Raw genomic sequence first — 18,196 nt, 5'->3', positions numbered from 1 at the left:
TAAAGACTGAGAATTGTAATTTTCAGTCTTTTTCATTTTTATATTGATACACTATAAAATTTATAGAAATACAAGGGAACTTCCAAAAGCATGGGATGCACTTCCTGTTAACGACATTTTTTTAAAATCGGACTTTTTAGAAGGTCTTGAAAATTCTTTACCAACTAATATTTCTGGGTATTATATTGGCATTTTTAAAAGTGAAATACTTGTAGGTATTGCTATTGTGCAACGCGTTCAAATGTATGCTGATGATATTTTTAGAAAAAGCAGCAACAATACTCTAAAACAGTTTGGAAAACAATTAGTTTCTAAAATTGTAAAAGGAAACGCATTGGTTGTTGGGAATTTAATGCATACCGGACAGCATGGAATTTATTTTAACCAAAACGACATATCACAAAATGATTATTTAAATCAATTAGAAAAGGTTCTAGATGATTTAATATCAGAAATAAAGGCAAAATTCAATAAAAAAGTTCGCATAATTGTTTTTAAGGATTATTTTGAAGACGATAATATTCATGAAAGCAAAGCCTTTTTTAAAGCTAATAATCTGTATAAAGTTCAAGTACAGCCTAATATGATTTTTTCTATTCCTGAAACTTGGAAAAAGACCGAAGATTATATTTCAGCCTTCAATAAAAAGTATCGGAGACGTTATAAAACAGCTAGAAAAAAATCAACTCATCTTAATTATAAGGAATTAAATACGGAGTACATAAAAAACAACTCCAAAACCATATTTAGTTTATATGAAACCGTTTCAGATAATGCTCGTGTGAATTCGTTTAAACTTGAAGAGAACCATTTTTACCAATTAAAAGTTCACTTAAAAGATAATTTTAAAGTTATTGGTGTGTTTTTAAAGGAAGAGTTAGTTGGTTTTTATACGCTTATTCTAAATGATAAAACCTTGGAAACTTATTTTTTAGGATACAACAAAGCTTTACAACATGAATACCAAATGTATTTAAATATGCTTTTTAATATGGCTTCTTTTGGTATTGAAAATGGCTTTAAAAGCATTGTTTATGCGAGAACTGCTATGGAGATTAAAAGCTCTATTGGCGCAAAGCCACAGACCATGCATATCTACTTAAATCATACTAATAATTTTATTGCAAATACAGTTTTAAAATGGATTGTTAAGTATATGAATCCTATGCGAAAATGGGAGGAACGGCATCCTTTTAAATAAAAAAAGACCTGTTAGGTTTCAAAGTCTAAGCAGGTCTTATTTTACATATTATTTTTTATTCACCCTTCTTTTTAGCATTTTTCATAGCCTCACCAATTTGGTTACTTGCTGCAAAACTAGCTACCATATCGTTTAGCATATTACTTCCTGCTTGCGGCGCATTTGGTAATAAAATTAAATTACTATTTGTTTCTTCACCTAAGGATTGCAACGTGTCATAATGCTGCGTCACAACAATTAAAGCAGATGCTTCTTGACTATTTATACCAACACGGTTTAAAACCTCTACAGACTCTTCTAAACCACGAGCAATTTCACGACGTTGGTCTGCAATACCCTGCCCTTGTAAACGCTTGCTTTCAGCTTCAGCTTTTGCTTTTTCAACGATTAAAATTCTGGCCGCATCACCTTCAAACTGAGCTGCTATTTTTTCACGCTCAGAAGCATTAATTCTATTCATCGCCTCTTTTACTTGAGCATCAGGGTCAATATCTGTAACAAGTGTTTTTATAATATCAAAACCATAATCAGACATGGCATCATTTAATTCTGCTTTTACAGCGAGTGCGATATCATCTTTTTTAACGAATACATCATCTAATTTCATTTTAGGCACTTCGGCACGTACCACATCAAACACATAACTTGTAATTTGATCGTGCGGATAATCTAACTTGTAAAAGGCATCATAAACCTTATCTTTTATAACTTTATACTGAACTGAAACTTTTAAGCGAACAAATACATCATCTAAGGTTTTGGTTTCAATGATAACATCTAATTGTTGAATTTTTAAACTTAAACGTCCTGCAACACGATCTACTAAGGGAATTTTCATTTGTAAACCAGATTGACGAATGCTTGTAAAACGCCCAAAACGTTCTATTATGGCGGCAGTTTGTTGTTTAACAACGAAGAAAGATGAGATTAAAATAAATAATCCAAGAACTATAAACGGGATGTAAATGAAGCTCATAATGTTTTATTAAAATAGTTAAAAAAATAAGAATTACTAAATTAAGTTATATTTGTTCACTTAACCCTAAAATAGCATGAAAAAAATACAACTATACCTATTAGTAGCATTATCAATATGTTTTGTTACAAAAAGTTTTTCTCAAAAAGGACAATATGATATTGTAAATGGTATTGGTATTTTTGGAGGTATTACCAAAGTGAATCTTATTACAGATAATTTTGTTACTACAGAAGGCGATGGTTTTATTGGTGGATTTAGCGCTACGGTTGATATTCCGTTCAGGTGGTATAACATGAGCTACGGATTACATTTGTCTGAAAGTACCGTTAGTATTTTGGGTAGACCAACAGAGTTTAGCACTACTAATGAGTTTGTAGACTATAAACTTTTTGCTGCACAACTAGCATTAATGATGCATGTAAAACTTGCTGGGAGTTATGTTACTTTGGATGTTGGGCCGATGTTGCAATACAATAGCCGATTAGAATTTGAAGACAACGCCCAAGAAGATTATTTTATTAATAATTATGATAATTTATTGGCGACAGATATTAGTAATATTTCTCAATTTAATTTAAACGGTGCAGTAGGTATCACAGCAGGTTTTAAATTTGTGAAGCTAAGAGCGCATTATATTTATGGAGCTACTAATATATTAAAAAAGCTTGAAAGTGAAGATATAGATACTTCTGGTGGTGATTCTCGTTTTAAAGGAAATATGTCCATGCTGTTATTTGGGGCTATGGTTTCGTTTTAGAAAATTCTGGATACTTATGTTTAGAATTTTAAACTATTTTGAAGTTGATTTTATATTAATCATTAAGTAATTTGCTATTATTTTCGTTGTATTTTTTTATTACAGACATTATATTTTTATAATTTCCACTGATTGAATCAAATTGTTTCAATACCTCTTCATCATCTTCTAGTAACGGTCGTATTTGTTCGTGAGCTTTTTTCCCAGAAAAAAACCATCCAACATCTGTTGATACAATTTCAGAATTATCTTTTGAAACAAAAATAATCACACCATCTATCAATTGGTATACCTTTATTCTTCCATCAATAATTTTTTTTAAAAACCATTTACCATAAATCGTTGTAATGTAGCAGTTTCCATCTAAGCCTTTAATTGACCTAATAGTTTTTACTTCGCTTGGGTCTATTCGTGTTTTCTTTCCATTTTCATCCTTGATTTTAAAAATGACTTTGCGAGTATTTAGATAATTAGTCCTTCTAATAACTTTACCATAGATCGTATCATTATTGTTGGTTACTATATATTCTTTTTCTTGTGAAAAAAAGAAAAATGGCAGAAAAAGTGTGAAAATTAATAAAGTTTTCAATATCTCTTATATTTTTAAAACTCAATAACTTTTATTATTTATTATCAACATAAACACTTGTTTTTCAATAACTTAAAAGATTTCTATAACCTTCTCAATCCGTTTAACTGTCTCCGCTTTCCCAATCATAAACATAATATCAAACACATCAGGACCTTGTAAAGCACCAACAAGCGCTAAACGCAATGGCATCATAACTTTTCCAAAACCAATGTCGTTGCTTGTAATCCAACCTTTAATATTGGTTTGCATGTTTTCAACTGAAAAATCTTCAATAGTATTTATTATTAAAATCACTTCAGATAAAATGGCTTTTGTACCCTCTTTAAAAGCTTTTTTTGATGCTTTTTCATCATAAGATGTTGGTGCAGTAAAGAAGAAATGACTCAACTCCCAAAAATCTGAAACAAATGTGGCGCGTTCTTTTATTAAAGCAACTACCATTTCAATGTAGTTGATATCTATTTCGGCTAATTCAGAGTTATGATTTTTAAAAGCTTCCGCCAATTCATAATCATTTTGCTCTTGCATATAATGATGATTAAACCACTTGGTTTTATCTGGGTCAAAACGCGCTCCAGCTTTATGAACTTTATTCAAATCGAAAGCCTTAATCAATTCATCCAGATTAAAAATTTCTTGTTCTGTTCCTGGGTTCCAACCTAAAAAGGCCAAGAAATTAACCATGGCTTCTGGGAAATACCCATCTTCTTTATAACCTCTAGAAACAGCATTTGTTTTTGGGTCTGTCCACTCTAAAGGGAATACTGGAAAACCTAATTTATCGCCATCTCGTTTACTTAATTTTCCTTTGCCTGTTGGTTTTAAAATCAATGGTAAATGTGCAAACTCTGGTGTTTCCCAACCAAATGCTTTATATAATTGATAGTGCAATGCTAAAGATGGCAACCATTCTTCACCACGAATAACATGCGAGATTTCCATTAAATGGTCGTCTACAATATTTGCTAAATGATAGGTTGGCATACCATCACTTTTAAACAATACTTTATCATCTAAAACATTGGTATCGATTTTAATATCGCCACGAATAATATCGTTTAAATGTAAGGTTTCATCTTGTGGTGATTTAAATCGAATCACATAGTCTTCACCAGCATCTAATTTAGCTTTTACGTCTTCCGCGCTAAGCGATAAAGAATTAGTTAATTTAAGTCGGTTATGCCAATTATAAATAAAGGTTTTTCCTTTAGTTTCGTGGTCTTTTCTATGAAAATCTAAAGTTTCAGCAGTATCAAAAGCATAATACGCGTTGCCAGAAGCAATCAATTCATCGGCATATTGTTTGTATAAATGTTTACGCTCGCTTTGTCTGTAAGGTCCAAATGTTTCGTTTTTATTTGGCCCTTCATCAAATGGCATTCCGCACCAGTTTAAAGCGTCAACAATGTATTGTTCTGCGCCTTCAACATAACGATTTTGGTCGGTATCTTCAATTCTTAAAATAAAGGTTCCGTTATGCTTTTTGGCAAATAAATAATTGAATAATGCAGTGCGAACTCCGCCGATATGTAAAGGTCCGGTTGGACTAGGTGCGAAACGCACACGAACGTTTTTAGTCATGTTTTGTAAATTTGTCGCAAAGATACAATTAACAGCTAATTAAGAACCTTGTAAAAAATAAAATTGTAGTTTAGTAAGTTGAAACACTAATATTGTAGATGTTTCCCCCAAACTCATGAGCAACTTTAAAACCATACAAAATAAATTAGAAGCATTCATTAGGCGATACTACACTAATGAGCTGCTTAAAGGCGCCATTTTGTTTTTTGCTATTGGGTTGCTGTATTTTTTGTTTACTCTGTTTGTTGAACATCTTTTATGGTTAAATACATCCTCAAGAACGGTATTGTTTTGGCTATTTATTGCTGTTGAATTAGGGTTACTTATTAAATTTATTTTTATCCCTTTAGCAAAGTTATTCAAGCTACAAAAAGGAATAAATTATAAGGCGGCATCAAAAATTATAGGACAACATTTCCCTGAAGTGAATGATAAATTGTTGAATGTCTTGCAGCTTAATGAAAATAGTAAAAAATCGGAATTGTTACTAGCGAGTATTGAGCAGAAATCATTTGAATTAAAACCCGTTCCGTTTAAATTAGCGGTTAATTTTAAAAAAAATATTGGGTATTTAAAGTATGCAGCTATCCCTATTGCGATTTTGCTCTTAACATTTTTTACAGGAAATTTTGATTGGTTTAACGACAGCTATAAACGTGTTGTACATTATAAAACGGCTTATGAGCCCCCTGCCCCATTTCAGTTTTTTGTGGTGAATAATCATTTAAAGGCCATTGAAAATAAAGATTTTAAACTGATTGTAAAAACAGCTGGCGAGGTAACACCAGAAAGTGCTCAAATAACGTATAATAACGAAACTTATTTTTTGCAACAAAAGGCAATTGGCGAATTTGAATATGTATTTACGCTTCCAAAAGAAGACATATCATTTCAGTTGTCTGCCAACGATGTAACCTCAAAGCGATATACGATTGATGTGGTGGAAACCCCTTCTTTATTGAGTTTTGAAATGGTTTTAGACTACCCTACTTATACTAAAAAGAGAGACGAAACCTTAAAAAGTACTGGAAATGCTTTAGTTCCAGAAGGCACGAAAATTAAATGGCTAATAAAAACGAAAACTACGGATGCCGTTAATTTGTATGCCAAAGATACTCTAAGGTTTAACTCAGATAGAGCAGGTGTTTTTGAAGCTTCTAAGCAGGTTTTTTCTAATTATGACTATACACTTAGCACAAGTAATGAAAACCTAAAAGACTATGAGAAATTAGCATTTAGTATTGCTGTTGTTAAAGATGAATATCCTGAAATCAATCTCAAAGTTGAAAAAGATAGTTTGGACTTACAAACCCTTTATTTTTTCGGTCAGGTTAGCGACGATTATGGTTTTAGTAAACTGCAGTTGGTGTATTATCCTTCTGAAAATGAAAAAAACAAACAGTTTGAATCAATCCCCATTTCAAATTCGAATATTGCAGATTTTATTACTGCATTTCCTAATAATTTAAATATTGAAGAAGGTGTTCCGTATGAATTATATTTTCAAGTAACTGACAATGATAGGGTTAATCGTTTTAAAAGTTCAAAAAGTAGTTTGTTCACTTATAGAAAACGCACTAAGGATGAAGAAACACAAAAGAAGCTAGAAGAACAAAATGAAACTATAAAAGACTTAAATAAGTCTTTAGAAAAATTTGATGAGCAAGAGAAGAAACTTGAAGAGTTAACCAAAATTCAAAAAGAGAAATCGAGTTTAAATTTTAACGATAAGAAGAAATTAGAATCATTTTTTAAGCGCCAGAAACAGCAAGATGAAATGATGAAAAATTTCAACAAAAAATTAAAAGATAATTTAGAAGAATTTCAAAAGGAAAATCCAAAAGAAGATCAATTTAAAGAAGAATTAAAAGAACGGTTAAAAGACAATGAGGAGAAGCTTAAAAAAGATGAAAAACTACTAAAGGAAATAGAAAAGCTTCAAGAGAAAATTAACCAAGACGATTTAATTGAAAAGCTTGATGAGCTTGCTAAGCAGAATAAGAATAAAAAACGCAGTTTAGAGCAATTGTTAGAATTAACTAAGCGCTTTTATATTGAAAAGAAGTTAGAAAAGCTTAAGGAAGATTTAATGAAATTGGCTATTGATCAAGAGAAGCTTTCAAATAAACCAGACAAAGAAAACACTAAAGAAAAGCAGGACGATTTAAATAAAGCCTTTGATGCCTTCAAAAAACAAATTGACGCTTTAGAAAAGGAAAGTAAAAATTTGAAAAAACCAATTGATATTCCTAGAGATAAATTAGATGAACAAGAAGTTCAAAAAGAACAACAAAAGGCATCCGAGGAATTAGAAAAAAAAGAGCAAGAACAAGGTGCTGAACAAGAGCAACAAGAATCAGGAGAACGAAAAAAGCAAAACCAAGAAAACGCAAAGCAAAGTCAAAAGAAAGCGGCGAAGAAAATGATGGAAATGAGTCAGCAAATGCAAAGTGCTATGCAATCTGGTGGTGGTGAGCAAATGCAAGAAGACATGGATATACTACGTCAAATTTTAGATAACCTCGTATTGTTTTCTTTTGATCAAGAAGCGCTCATGAATCAATTTAAGTCTATTGAAATAAACAATAATAAGTTTGCTACATATCTAAAAAAACAAAATAATTTACGAGAGCATTTTGAGCATATTGATGATAGTTTATTTTCGCTATCGCTTCGTCAGCCTAAACTTTCAGAACAAGTTAATAAGGAAATTACAGAGGTATATTATAATATTGATAAAGCATTAGATTTACTTGCAGAAAATCAATTATACCAAGGGGTTTCCAACCAACAATTTACGGTTACAGCAGCTAATAATCTTGCTGATTTTTTAAGCAATATGCTAGATAATATGCAGGAAAGCATGAGTATGTCTGCAGGTAAAGGAGGAGAAGGCGACATGCAATTACCAGATATGATTATGAGTCAAGAAGAACTCAATAAGATGATGGAAGCGGGCATGAAAAAGGGGGAACAAGGAAATCCTAAAGAAGGCGAAGGCAAAAAACCAGGTGAAGGTAAAAAAGAAAGCAAAAAAGGTAAAGATGGTAAGTCAGGTAAAGATGGTAATGGTAAAGGCGACCAAAAAGGTAAAGACGGTCAGCAAACTGAGGGTGAAGGTGAAGGAACAAATGAAGATCAAAACGGATTGCTTTATACAATTTACCAAAAACAGCAACAATTAAGACAAGCGCTTCAAGATAAGCTAGCTAAAGAAGGTCTAGGAGGCAATGGAGATGCTTTGGTTAGGAAAATGGAAGACATTGAACTGGATTTATTAAATAAAGGGTTTGCACAACAAACACTGCAAAAAATGATGGAATTAAAGCATCAATTAATGAAATTAGAGAATGCTACCTTCGAACAGGGGGAGGATAATAAACGCGAATCTGAAACCAACAAAAATAGATTTGATAATAACTCCAACAATCAAATACCTACTGCAAAACAATATTTTCAAACTACAGAAATATTAAACAGACAAGCTTTACCTTTGCAGCAAGTTTACAAAAAAAAGGTGCAGGACTATTTCAAAAATGCTAATGATTAATTTCAATTACGAAACAGATTTTAAATTAGATTCAGAAGAACACATTTCAAAATGGATTGTTAATGCGATTTTTTCAGAAGGATTCAAATTAGAGGCCATTAATTATGTGTTTTGTGATGATGAATATCTTCATAAATTGAATGTGGAATTTTTGAATCATGATACACTTACCGACATCATTAGCTTTGATTATTCGGTGGGAAAAATATTACAAGGCGATATTTTTATTTCTATTGAAAGGGTGGCTGATAATGCTAAAGATTTTAATGTTTCCTTTGAAGATGAATTACATCGCGTAATCATTCATGGTATTTTACATTATTGTGGTTATAAAGATAAAAGTGAGGCTGATGCTAAACTTATGCGAGACAAGGAAAACTTCTACTTAAAAGCCCTAATTCAGAATTAAAGATTTCACCGTATATTTGCAATCTCAAAATTGCCATATGTTCCACGTGGAACATGTTTTGAAAATGAAATTATAAATACTGTCAGGTTGCGCCCAGTCGAAACTTTTTGATGTTAATAGAAATAGTAATTATGTTTAACGAGGTTTATGATGTTATAGTTGTTGGAGCAGGTCACGCAGGAAGTGAAGCTGCTGCCGCTGCCGCGAATATGGGTAGCAAAACATTACTTGTTACTATGAACTTACAGAATATTGCACAAATGTCTTGTAATCCTGCTATGGGCGGTATTGCAAAAGGACAAATTGTTCGTGAGATTGATGCATTAGGTGGATATAGTGGCATTGTTTCTGATACGTCTGCTATTCAATTTAAAATGTTGAATAAATCTAAAGGACCAGCTATGTGGAGTCCTAGAGTGCAGAGTGATAGAATGCGTTTTGCAGAAGACTGGCGATTACTTTTAGAAGGCACACCTAATCTTGATTTCTATCAAGACATGGTTTCTGGATTAATAGTTGAAAACCACAAAGTAGTAGGCGTAAAAACATCTTTAGGAATTGAAATAAAAGCAAAGTCTGTTGTCTTAACAAACGGTACTTTTTTAAACGGTTTAATCCATATTGGCGATAAAAATTTTGGAGGGGGAAGAGCAGGTGAAAGAGCGGCAACTGGAATTACAGAACAACTGGTTCATTTAGGTTTTGAATCTGGTAGAATGAAAACGGGAACACCGCCAAGAGTAGATGGAAGATCTTTAGATTATTCTAAAATGGTAGAACAGCCAGGAGATTTAAACCCTGAAAAATTTTCATATTTAGATAGCACAAAGCCATTAGAGAACCAACGCTCATGTCACATGACATATACAAGTCTTGAAGTACATGATTTACTTCGCGAAGGGTTTGATAGGTCGCCTATGTTTAATGGTAGAATTAAAAGTTTAGGCCCTCGGTATTGTCCTTCTATAGAGGATAAAATTAATCGCTTCGCAGATAAAGATAAGCACCAATTGTTTATTGAACCAGAAGGGTGGAATACTTGTGAGGTTTATGTGAATGGTTTTTCTACATCATTACCAGAAGATGTGCAGTTTAAAGCATTGCGTTCTGTGGTTGGTTTTGAACATGTGAAATTCTTTAGACCAGGTTATGCTATAGAATACGATTATTTTCCACCAACACAATTGAAACATACTTTAGAAACCAAGTTAGTAGATGGCTTATATTTCGCAGGTCAGATTAATGGAACAACAGGTTATGAAGAAGCCGCCTCTCAAGGGTTAATGGCTGGTATAAATGCGGCTTTAAAAGTTCAAGAAAAAGAGGCTTTTACTTTAAAAAGAGATGAAGCTTATATTGGTGTTTTAGTAGATGATTTGATTACAAAAGGTACAGAAGAGCCTTATCGTATGTTTACATCTAGAGCAGAATATAGAACCTTGTTACGTCAAGATAATGCAGATAAAAGATTAACACCAAAAGGATTTGAACTTGGTTTAGCTTCAGAAAAACGTTTAAAACGTATGGAAGAAAAGCATGAAGCCGCTGAGAAATTTGTTTCCTTTTTTGAAACACAGAGCGTAAAACCAGAAATTATAAACCCTATTTTAGAGTCTAAAAAATCAGCAGCTGTAAAACAATCCGGAAAGCTCTTTAAAGTATTTGCAAGACCTAATATTGAGATGGATGATGTAAGAAAGGTGGAAAGTGTCGAGTCGTATATTCAAGCACATAATCTAGATAGAGAAGTTATTGAACAAACAGAAATTCAAGTAAAATATGCTGGGTATATAGCCAAGGAAAAAAATAATGCAGATAAATTAACGCGATTAGAATACGTGAAAATCCCGGCAAATTTTGATTATTCGCAAATTAAGTCTATGAGTTTTGAAGCAAGAGAAAAGCTGAAAAAAATTCAACCTACATCCGTTTCTCAAGCATCAAGAATTAGCGGGGTGTCCCCTAACGATATTTCTGTTTTGTTGGTTTATATGGGGCGTTAAATTCCTGTGGAAACTGGAATCTGATAGAGTTAAAATATAGTTTAATTAATATTGGATTAGCAAAACGTTCCACGTGGAACATCTAACTTAATTTTTCTCGTTTTCTCATTGTGAACTTGATCAGGAATATATTGATGAACTAGGGATGAAAGCGTTTTATGGTATCAATTGCATAATATAATGTCATGCTGAGCTTGTCGAAGCGTATCATAAAAAACACTAAAGCTACCTTGAATATGTCTTCGACAAGCTCTGACAGACAAAGTAGAATTTCAATTGTTTAAAGTGTAAATTTGTATCCTTTTAAAAAAAAAATCAGTGAATTCGTGGCAAAAAAAAATCCAAATCATATTCATTTAAAAGTAAAAGACCACTCTATTTCAGGAGAGGAATTCGAACTCATTGAAAATTTAGAATACGGTTTTTTAGAAACAATCCCCCAACCCTCTTCAGATAAATTGCCAGAATATTACCAAAGCGAAGATTATATTTCCCATACAGATTCCAAAAGAAACCTGTTCGAAAAAGTATATCATATAGTTAGAAGTATGTCTTTAAAAAAGAAACTAAATTTAATTAATTCTTTTACTTCGGAAGAAAAAAATCTGTTAGATGTAGGATGCGGAACAGGCGATTTTTTGGAAACAGCACAACAAAATAAATGGGTAGTTTCTGGTATTGAACCTAATGAAAAAGCAAGAGCTATTGCTAATAAAAAAACAAACCATTCGGTTTTTGAAACCGAACATCTTTTAAATTTTGAATCTAATAGCTTTGATGTGATTACGCTATGGCATGTGTTGGAACATGTGCCTAATTTGGAACACCATATTACAATCTTTAAAAAACTATTAAAACCAAAAGGCACTTTAATCATTGCAGTACCAAATTATCAAAGTTATGATGCAAAACATTATAAAGAGTATTGGGCTGCTTATGACGTGCCAAGACATCTTTGGCATTTTAATCAAGATTCCATTTCGAAATTAGTTTCAAAACAATCTTTTCGGGTTCAAAAAGTAAAACCCATGTGGTTTGATTCATTTTATGTGAGCATGCTATCAGAAAAATATAAATCCGGAAAAATGAATCCGATAAAAGGCATTTGGATGGGATTGCTTTCAAATTTAAAAGCGCTGAGTTCTAAAGAAGCCTCTTCTTTAATTTATATCATTAAAAACAGCTAAAATTAATTCTCGGCAAGCTCATTCTTTCTTTATTCAACTAAACGCCCAAACACTAGTTGTTTTTTTAAAAGTGTCTTAAATCGCTTTAAATACATTTATTTTTGATAGAAATTAACTATTGTTAATTGGTTTTTTAATAAGGTTTCATTATGTGTTAAAATCAGAGTAATTCTACTTCATTTTAAAACATACTTTATTACTTTTGTTCGGATTTAAAAAATAGCATCAAACCAAAAAAATTAAACAAATGAAAAATATTATTTATGTAGTACTAGCGTTATTAATTTTCGCTTCTTGTGAAAAACCAAATAAAATTGGTTTTGTTGATAATGGCACTTTAATTAACGATTATCAAAAAAAGAAAGATGTTGAAGCAGCATTTCAAGTAAAAGAAGAGGCTTTTAGAAAACGAGCAGACAGTATTAGTCAAGCGTTTCAGGCTGAAGCTCAAAAAGGGCAAGCCGAGGCTCAAAGAATTGCCCGAAGTAATATGAAGAAGGCTGAAGCGTTAATGGGAGGTTTACAGCAAAAACAACAACAATTACAACAACAAATGCAAGTTGAGCAACAACAACTAACTCAAGCGTTTCAAGTAGAAATAGATTCTGTTATTGTTAACGTAAAAGATTTTGTAAAAGACTACGGAAAAACAAACGGCTATAACTATATATTAGGAACAAGTGACGCCGCTGCAACCGTTATGTATGGTGAGGAGCAAAGCGATTTAACACAAATTGTTTTAGAAGCGTTGAATGCAGATTATAAAAAATAATAAGTTTAACAAACTGTAAATCAAAATATTAAGCTGTGTTGAAGTTTGCTTTGACATGGCTTTTTTTATTTTAATCAGCCTTTTTGTGTAATAATCGTGTCAATTTAATGGATAAATCTGTCAAAATAATTTTTGAATTTCCATTACGCTCAATATGGTAAATAGCATCTTGTAGTTCGTTGCTAATATCCATAATATTATTTCCGTGGACAAAAGGCGCAAAATTTTCAATTTTAAATGTTTCTGTTTTAGGTTCTAAATACACCAAATCTGTAGCATTGTAATTTAATAGTAAAGCCTGACGGAAAAAATCCAAACAAAAATTAAGAAATTGTTTTTGCGTTTCACGGCCAGTCTTAGCAATATCTTCGCTCCATGAAATTAAATCGTGAATAGCCGCTTTATTACCTTTTGCTTTAAAAGCACTCCGAATCCAGAAAACAAACCAAGTTTCAAACTGAATATCTTCAGAATCCTGATACACCAAATCACAAGCTTTATTATAATTCCCGTTGGATTGATGTGCAATTTTCGTAGCGACACCAATATCAATATTATACTGTTTTATTAATGCCGCTTTAATAACATCTTCAGCTAAAGGTGGAAAATGTAAAATTTGGCAACGCGATCTTATGGTGTTTATAATTTGTTCCTCATCCTCAGCAATCAACAAAAAAATAGTTTTATTTGGCGGTTCTTCAATGAGTTTTAAAAGCTTGTTGGCACAGGCGGTATTCATTTTTTCAGCCATCCAAATGAGCATGACTTTATAACCCCCTTCATAAGATTTTAAAGTAAGCGATTTCACAATGTTTAATGCTTCCTCAACACCAATTTGCCCTTGTTTATTATCAACACCAAGGAGTTTATACCAATCAAACAAATTGCCGTAAGGTTGCTCGTTTAAAAGTTGGCGCCACTCTTCAAGATAAAAACTAGATACGGGTTTACTTTTCACCTTATCGCTAGTCGTAACAGGAAAAGCAAAATGTAAATCTGGATGCGAAAAGTTTTTAAATTTTAGGTTACAAGCTTCATTTCCAGTATTATTTTCACCTCCCGAATTCGAGCATAAAATATACTGCGCGTAAGCTAAAGCCATTGGCAAAGTCCCAGAACCCTCATTCCCAACAAATAATTGCGCATGTGGTATTCTGCCATTATCAACACTTTGCGTGAGGTGGTTTTTAATGTGATTCTGACCTAAAATATCTTCAAAAAGCATAAAAGCAAAAGTAAATGAATTTTTTCATTTTGAAATTCAAAAAGCGAAATGAAAATTTTAAAACATTTACAACCCAACACGTATCGTGTTTTTCTTTATTTGGAATTTAACTCTTAAGATTATTTGGGCGTCTGCCCGCCGGCAGTTCTTTTTTTTAAACGTCATTGCGAGGAGTTAGCGACGTGGCAATCTGTTAAATCCTAGTATTTACCAAAGGGTATAGTTTCCTTGTTTTAAAAAGGATACCGCTGCAATGCCTAACGTAGTTATTTGCTATCTTGATTTTTTAAATTGAAGGTTATTTTATTTTTAGGGAGAGGTTCGTTTAACGGTTGGTATAAGAATAGTTGTGGTTTGTCACGCTAGATTTTCGATAGAAAATTAGCCATTACAAATGCACTGCGACTTATATATTAAAGCACTAAAACAGCAATTAATTTTATACATTTTTATAAGTAGTTTCTTATTTATTTTTAAGTCTTTAAGATGTAGGCTAAGTTCAAAATCATAAATTCCTCACAATGTTCTATATCCCACATTAAACGAAGATAGCTGAAAATTTTTAGCTGAGTAAAACAATGGATTTGAGTAATAATTTTATAGATCTATTTATAATATCAACTATATAAAACCCGTATGCAAGATGTGTATTATTATAAAATTAAATATTTCTTTTCAAGCTATATCGTTTTCGTGAAAAAAGTCGTTTTTTATCGCTTTATAATTAGTTACATTTGTGTTTCAAATAGTTAAAAAACAAAAACATATATACATGAAAACGCTTAACGACTTTAATTTCGAAAATAAAAAAGCTTTAATAAGAGTAGATTTTAATGTGCCTTTAAATGATACATTTGAAGTGACTGATGCCACAAGAATTGTATCTGCAAAACCTACAATTATCAAAATTTTAGAAGACGGCGGAAGTTGTATTTTAATGTCGCATTTAGGGCGCCCAAAAGGATTTCAAGATGAATTTTCATTAAAACATATAGCCTCTAAAGTAGAAGATATTTTAGGTGTTGAAGTAAAAACGGTTGGCGATTGTATAGGAGCAGATGTTGAAGCAGCAGCAGCAAATTTACAACCTGGAGAAATCTTACTATTAGAAAACTTGCGTTTTTATAAAGAAGAAACTGCTGGAGACAAAGACTTTGCAGAAAAATTATCAAAATTAGGCGATATATACGTAAACGATGCATTTGGAACAGCTCACAGAGCGCACGCATCTACAACTATTGTAGCACAGTTTTTTGAAGGTAAAAAATGTTTTGGAAATTTATTAGCTCAAGAAATTGAAAGTATCAATAAAGTTATGGAAACAGGAGAAAAGCCTGTTTTAGCAATACTTGGAGGTGCTAAAGTATCTTCAAAAATCACCATTATTGAAAACATACTGGATAAAGTAGATCATTTAATTATTGGTGGTGGTATGGCATTTACGTTTGTAAAAGCACAAGGCGGAAAAATTGGAAATTCCATTTGTGAAGATGATAAAATGCCTTTAGCCTTAGATATTTTAAAACAAGCCAAAGCTAAAAATGTACAAATACATATTCCTGTAGATACTATAGCTGCTGATGCTTTTAGTAATGATGCTAACAAGCAAACAGTTGATATTAACGCTATTCCTGACGGTTGGGAAGGTGTTGACGCTGGACCAAAATCTATTAAATTATTTCATGATGTAGTTATGCAAAGCAAAACCATTTTATGGAACGGACCACTAGGTGTTTTTGAAATGGAAAGTTTTGCTAACGGCACAATAGAATTAGGAAACGCTATTGCTGAAGCTACTAAAAACGGAGCCTTTTCTTTAGTTGGTGGTGGCGATTCTGTTGCTGCAGTAAAACAATTTGGTTTTGAAAATAAAGTAAGTTATGTAAGTACTGGCGGTGGTGCTATGCTTGAAAGCTTAGAAGGGAAAACATTGCCTGGAATTGCTGCTATTTTAGAATAACTCAAAATAAGTTTTCAAATTCCCCTAAAAAATACGATTTTAGCCATAAGAGCGTTCATTAATGAATAGATTTTATGGCTTTTCGTTTTTTTATAATAGTATATCTTTTTAAGATAAGTACTTGTTTTTCTCAACTACAAGACACTATTCCTATTCAAAATAATAAAATTAAAGACACTATATCTGTCCAAAAAACAATTAATAGAGATGCTTCAGTTGAAGATAACACCCGTACTGTTAAGGTTATTGAAGCTGAAACAGATAGTACGTCAATCTCCAATTTAAAAGACCTTGAATTTGCTTTAAAACTTGATGAAGCTTGGTTTGAAGAGTTGTATAGTAACCGTTTATTTGATACGATTTACAAATCCGTTACAGAGCTAGATTACCAACCTGTTGATTATCCAGAATTAGCTACAGATACACTTAAAGCGCGACTAAAGGCGTTAGACGCTAGAACACCTTTTAATGTAGCCTATAATCCGTCTTTGGAAAGTGTTATAAAATCCTATTTAAAGCACAGGCGGAAATCAATACAAAATCTATTAACCTTAAGTGCGTTTTACTTCCCAATGTTTGAGGGCGAGTTAGATAAACATGATATTCCATTAGAAGTAAAGTATTTGGCAATTGTAGAGTCGGCATTAAAACCAAGAGCGCGCTCTAGAGTTGGTGCTACAGGTTTATGGCAATTTATGTTTGGCACTGGTAAAGAATATGGACTAGATGTTAGCAGTTATGTTGATGAACGTAGCGACCCCATAAAATCTACCGAAGCAGCAGCCAAATATTTAGCACGCTTATATAAAATTTTTGGCGATTGGGATTTGGCTCTAGCGGCTTATAATTCTGGTCCTGGTAATGTTGGTAAAGCTATTCGGCGTTCTGGAGGTTACAGAAATTACTGGAATATCCGGCATAACTTACCACGTGAAACCGCAGGCTATTTACCCGCATTTTTAGCCAATATGTATATTTTTGAGTACGCTGAAGCACACGGTTTTAAAAAATACAAACCAGAATTGGCGTATTTTGAAACCGATACGATTAGAGTAAAACAAATGATAACTCTCGATCAAGTTTCAGAAGCAACAGGTACACCAATCGAGCAACTTCAGTTCTTAAACCCGTCATACAAACTCGATATTATTCCTTATGTTAAAGGTGAAAACTATGTGTTAAGACTGCCTTTGGATGTGGTTGGTAAATTTGTAAATAACGAAGCTAAAATTTATGCATTTGCCAAAGCAGAATTTGATAAACGCGAAAAACCAATGCCCCAGTTTACAAATGCTGATTCTAAAACAATATACCGAGTAAAATCTGGAGATTATTTAGGTGAAATTTCTAGACTGTATGGTGTTAGAGTTAGTAATATAAAAAAATGGAATGGCTTAAGAAGTAACAACTTAAAAATTGGGCAACGATTAACGATTTATCCAAGAACCCCTAATGTAAACGCTATTTCTTCCGCGAAAGCGACAACACAACCAAAACCTATTACGGGAGAAGTTATTAACTATAAAGTTAAAAGTGGAGACTCCTTATGGAGCATTTCTCAAAAATTTCCTGGAGTTTCTGTTCAAAATATTAAAGATTGGAACGGTATTAGTGGTAGTCATTTAAAACCTGGAACAACACTAAAAATAGCTAAAGGTTAAATACATTAAATTTAAAACAGATTATGAAACAGAAACAGCTTCTTTTTTCGCTATTAGCTTTAATATTCTTAATGTCTTGTGTAGATAAAAAATCTAATAAAAAATTTCTTCCTGATGCCTCTGGAGCAATAAACAACGTATCTGTTGTTGCAGAAAATGATTTATGGGATGGTCGTGTTGGTGAAGCTATAAGACAAGTGCTTGGAACACCCATTTACGGCTTACCACAAGACGAGCCAACGTTTACCGTTAGTCAAATTCCACCAGCAGTTTTTTCTGGTTTTGTTACTAAAAACAGAACGGTTTTAAAAATTGAAAC

At 32.4% G+C, this 18,196-nt stretch carries 14 protein-coding genes; 10 read left to right on the top strand and 4 right to left on the bottom strand.

Annotation, left to right across the window (positions count from 1 at the left end; all coding sequences use genetic code 11):
• The first annotated feature begins 43 nt into the window (after positions 1-43).
• Positions 44-1,201 (top strand): GNAT family N-acetyltransferase, encoded by a 1,158-nt coding sequence (locus P8K68_RS13165; protein ID WP_300251834.1) that lies wholly within the window; start codon positions 44-46, stop codon positions 1,199-1,201.
• A gap of 55 nt (positions 1,202-1,256) precedes the next feature.
• Here P8K68_RS13165 and P8K68_RS13160 read toward each other — a convergent pair whose 3' ends face one another.
• Positions 1,257-2,177, bottom strand: coding sequence for an SPFH domain-containing protein (locus P8K68_RS13160; RefSeq protein WP_300251833.1), 921 nt, complete (start codon positions 2,175-2,177; stop codon positions 1,257-1,259).
• Between the two features lie 76 nt (positions 2,178-2,253).
• Here P8K68_RS13160 and P8K68_RS13155 point away from each other — a divergent pair, with 76 nt between their 5' ends.
• Positions 2,254-2,937: a hypothetical protein gene (locus P8K68_RS13155; protein ID WP_300251831.1), complete on the top strand. Its 684-nt coding sequence runs from the start codon at positions 2,254-2,256 to the stop codon at positions 2,935-2,937.
• Positions 2,938-2,992: 55 nt separating this feature from the next.
• On the opposite strand, the gene P8K68_RS13150 is transcribed toward P8K68_RS13155, so the two are convergent.
• A complete protein-coding gene (locus P8K68_RS13150; protein ID WP_300251829.1) occupies positions 2,993-3,526 on the bottom strand; it encodes a hypothetical protein in 534 nt (177 codons plus the stop codon).
• 72 nt (positions 3,527-3,598) lie between these two features.
• Positions 3,599-5,110, bottom strand: a complete 1,512-nt coding sequence (gene gltX, locus P8K68_RS13145) for a glutamate--tRNA ligase (RefSeq protein ID WP_300251827.1) — start codon at positions 5,108-5,110, stop codon at positions 3,599-3,601.
• A 115-nt stretch (positions 5,111-5,225) separates the two neighbouring features.
• Here gltX and P8K68_RS13140 point away from each other — a divergent pair, with 115 nt between their 5' ends.
• From P8K68_RS13140 to P8K68_RS13120, 5 genes are all read left to right on the top strand, one after another.
• Positions 5,226-8,660, top strand: a complete 3,435-nt coding sequence (locus tag P8K68_RS13140; RefSeq protein ID WP_300251825.1) for a DUF4175 family protein — start codon at positions 5,226-5,228, stop codon at positions 8,658-8,660.
• On the top strand, positions 8,653-9,069 hold the full coding sequence (gene ybeY, locus P8K68_RS13135; protein ID WP_300251823.1) for an rRNA maturation RNase YbeY: 417 nt from the start codon (positions 8,653-8,655) through the stop codon (positions 9,067-9,069). The genes P8K68_RS13140 and ybeY overlap by 8 nt, the downstream gene beginning before the upstream one ends.
• Before the next feature lie 131 nt (positions 9,070-9,200).
• Entirely contained in the window at positions 9,201-11,072 is a 1,872-nt protein-coding gene (gene mnmG, locus P8K68_RS13130; RefSeq protein WP_300251884.1) for a tRNA uridine-5-carboxymethylaminomethyl(34) synthesis enzyme MnmG, read from the top strand.
• Positions 11,073-11,398: 326 nt separating this feature from the next.
• The gene (locus tag P8K68_RS13125) at positions 11,399-12,259 is read left to right on the top strand and encodes a class I SAM-dependent methyltransferase (protein WP_300251820.1); all 861 of its coding nucleotides are present in this window, start codon (positions 11,399-11,401) and stop codon (positions 12,257-12,259) included.
• A gap of 247 nt (positions 12,260-12,506) precedes the next feature.
• Positions 12,507-13,031: an OmpH family outer membrane protein gene (locus P8K68_RS13120; protein ID WP_300251816.1), complete on the top strand. Its 525-nt coding sequence runs from the start codon at positions 12,507-12,509 to the stop codon at positions 13,029-13,031.
• A 70-nt stretch (positions 13,032-13,101) separates the two neighbouring features.
• Here the strand turns inward: P8K68_RS13120 and P8K68_RS13115 are convergent, their stop codons facing one another.
• Positions 13,102-14,256 (bottom strand): DNA polymerase III subunit delta', encoded by a 1,155-nt coding sequence (locus P8K68_RS13115; protein ID WP_300251813.1) that lies wholly within the window; start codon positions 14,254-14,256, stop codon positions 13,102-13,104.
• 772 nt (positions 14,257-15,028) lie between these two features.
• On the opposite strand from P8K68_RS13115, the gene P8K68_RS13110 reads away from it, so the two are divergent.
• The 3 genes from P8K68_RS13110 to P8K68_RS13100 all read left to right on the top strand — a co-directional run.
• On the top strand, positions 15,029-16,216 hold the full coding sequence (locus P8K68_RS13110; RefSeq protein ID WP_300251811.1) for a phosphoglycerate kinase: 1,188 nt from the start codon (positions 15,029-15,031) through the stop codon (positions 16,214-16,216).
• A 74-nt stretch (positions 16,217-16,290) separates the two neighbouring features.
• On the top strand, positions 16,291-17,877 hold the full coding sequence (locus P8K68_RS13105) for a LysM peptidoglycan-binding domain-containing protein (protein ID WP_300251809.1): 1,587 nt from the start codon (positions 16,291-16,293) through the stop codon (positions 17,875-17,877).
• A gap of 23 nt (positions 17,878-17,900) precedes the next feature.
• Positions 17,901-18,196: DUF4837 family protein (locus P8K68_RS13100; protein ID WP_300251807.1), on the top strand; the 296-nt coding region annotated here is incomplete at its 3' end.

It is taken from the genome of Algibacter sp. (genome assembly GCF_029245835.1).
GTDB lineage: Bacteria > Bacteroidota > Bacteroidia > Flavobacteriales > Flavobacteriaceae > Algibacter_B.
The sequence above is the reverse complement of the archived record's forward strand: the minus strand, read 5'-3'. Positions and strand labels throughout refer to the sequence as shown.

Excerpts from the sequence above, each read along its gene's own strand:
- P8K68_RS13160 (WP_300251833.1), bottom strand. The coding sequence starts at position 2,177 with ATGAGCTTCATTTACATCCCGTTTATAGTTCTTGGATTATTTATTTTA.
- P8K68_RS13155 (WP_300251831.1), top strand. The coding sequence starts at position 2,254 with ATGAAAAAAATACAACTATACCTATTAGTAGCATTATCAATATGTTTT.
- gltX (WP_300251827.1), bottom strand. The coding sequence starts at position 5,110 with ATGACTAAAAACGTTCGTGTGCGTTTCGCACCTAGTCCAACCGGACCT.
- P8K68_RS13140 (WP_300251825.1), top strand. The coding sequence starts at position 5,226 with ATGAGCAACTTTAAAACCATACAAAATAAATTAGAAGCATTCATTAGG.
- ybeY (WP_300251823.1), top strand. The coding sequence starts at position 8,653 with ATGATTAATTTCAATTACGAAACAGATTTTAAATTAGATTCAGAAGAA.
- mnmG (WP_300251884.1), top strand. The coding sequence starts at position 9,201 with ATGTTTAACGAGGTTTATGATGTTATAGTTGTTGGAGCAGGTCACGCA.
- P8K68_RS13120 (WP_300251816.1), top strand. The coding sequence starts at position 12,507 with ATGAAAAATATTATTTATGTAGTACTAGCGTTATTAATTTTCGCTTCT.
- P8K68_RS13115 (WP_300251813.1), bottom strand. The coding sequence starts at position 14,256 with ATGCTTTTTGAAGATATTTTAGGTCAGAATCACATTAAAAACCACCTC.
- P8K68_RS13110 (WP_300251811.1), top strand. The coding sequence starts at position 15,029 with ATGAAAACGCTTAACGACTTTAATTTCGAAAATAAAAAAGCTTTAATA.
- P8K68_RS13105 (WP_300251809.1), top strand. The coding sequence starts at position 16,291 with ATGGCTTTTCGTTTTTTTATAATAGTATATCTTTTTAAGATAAGTACT.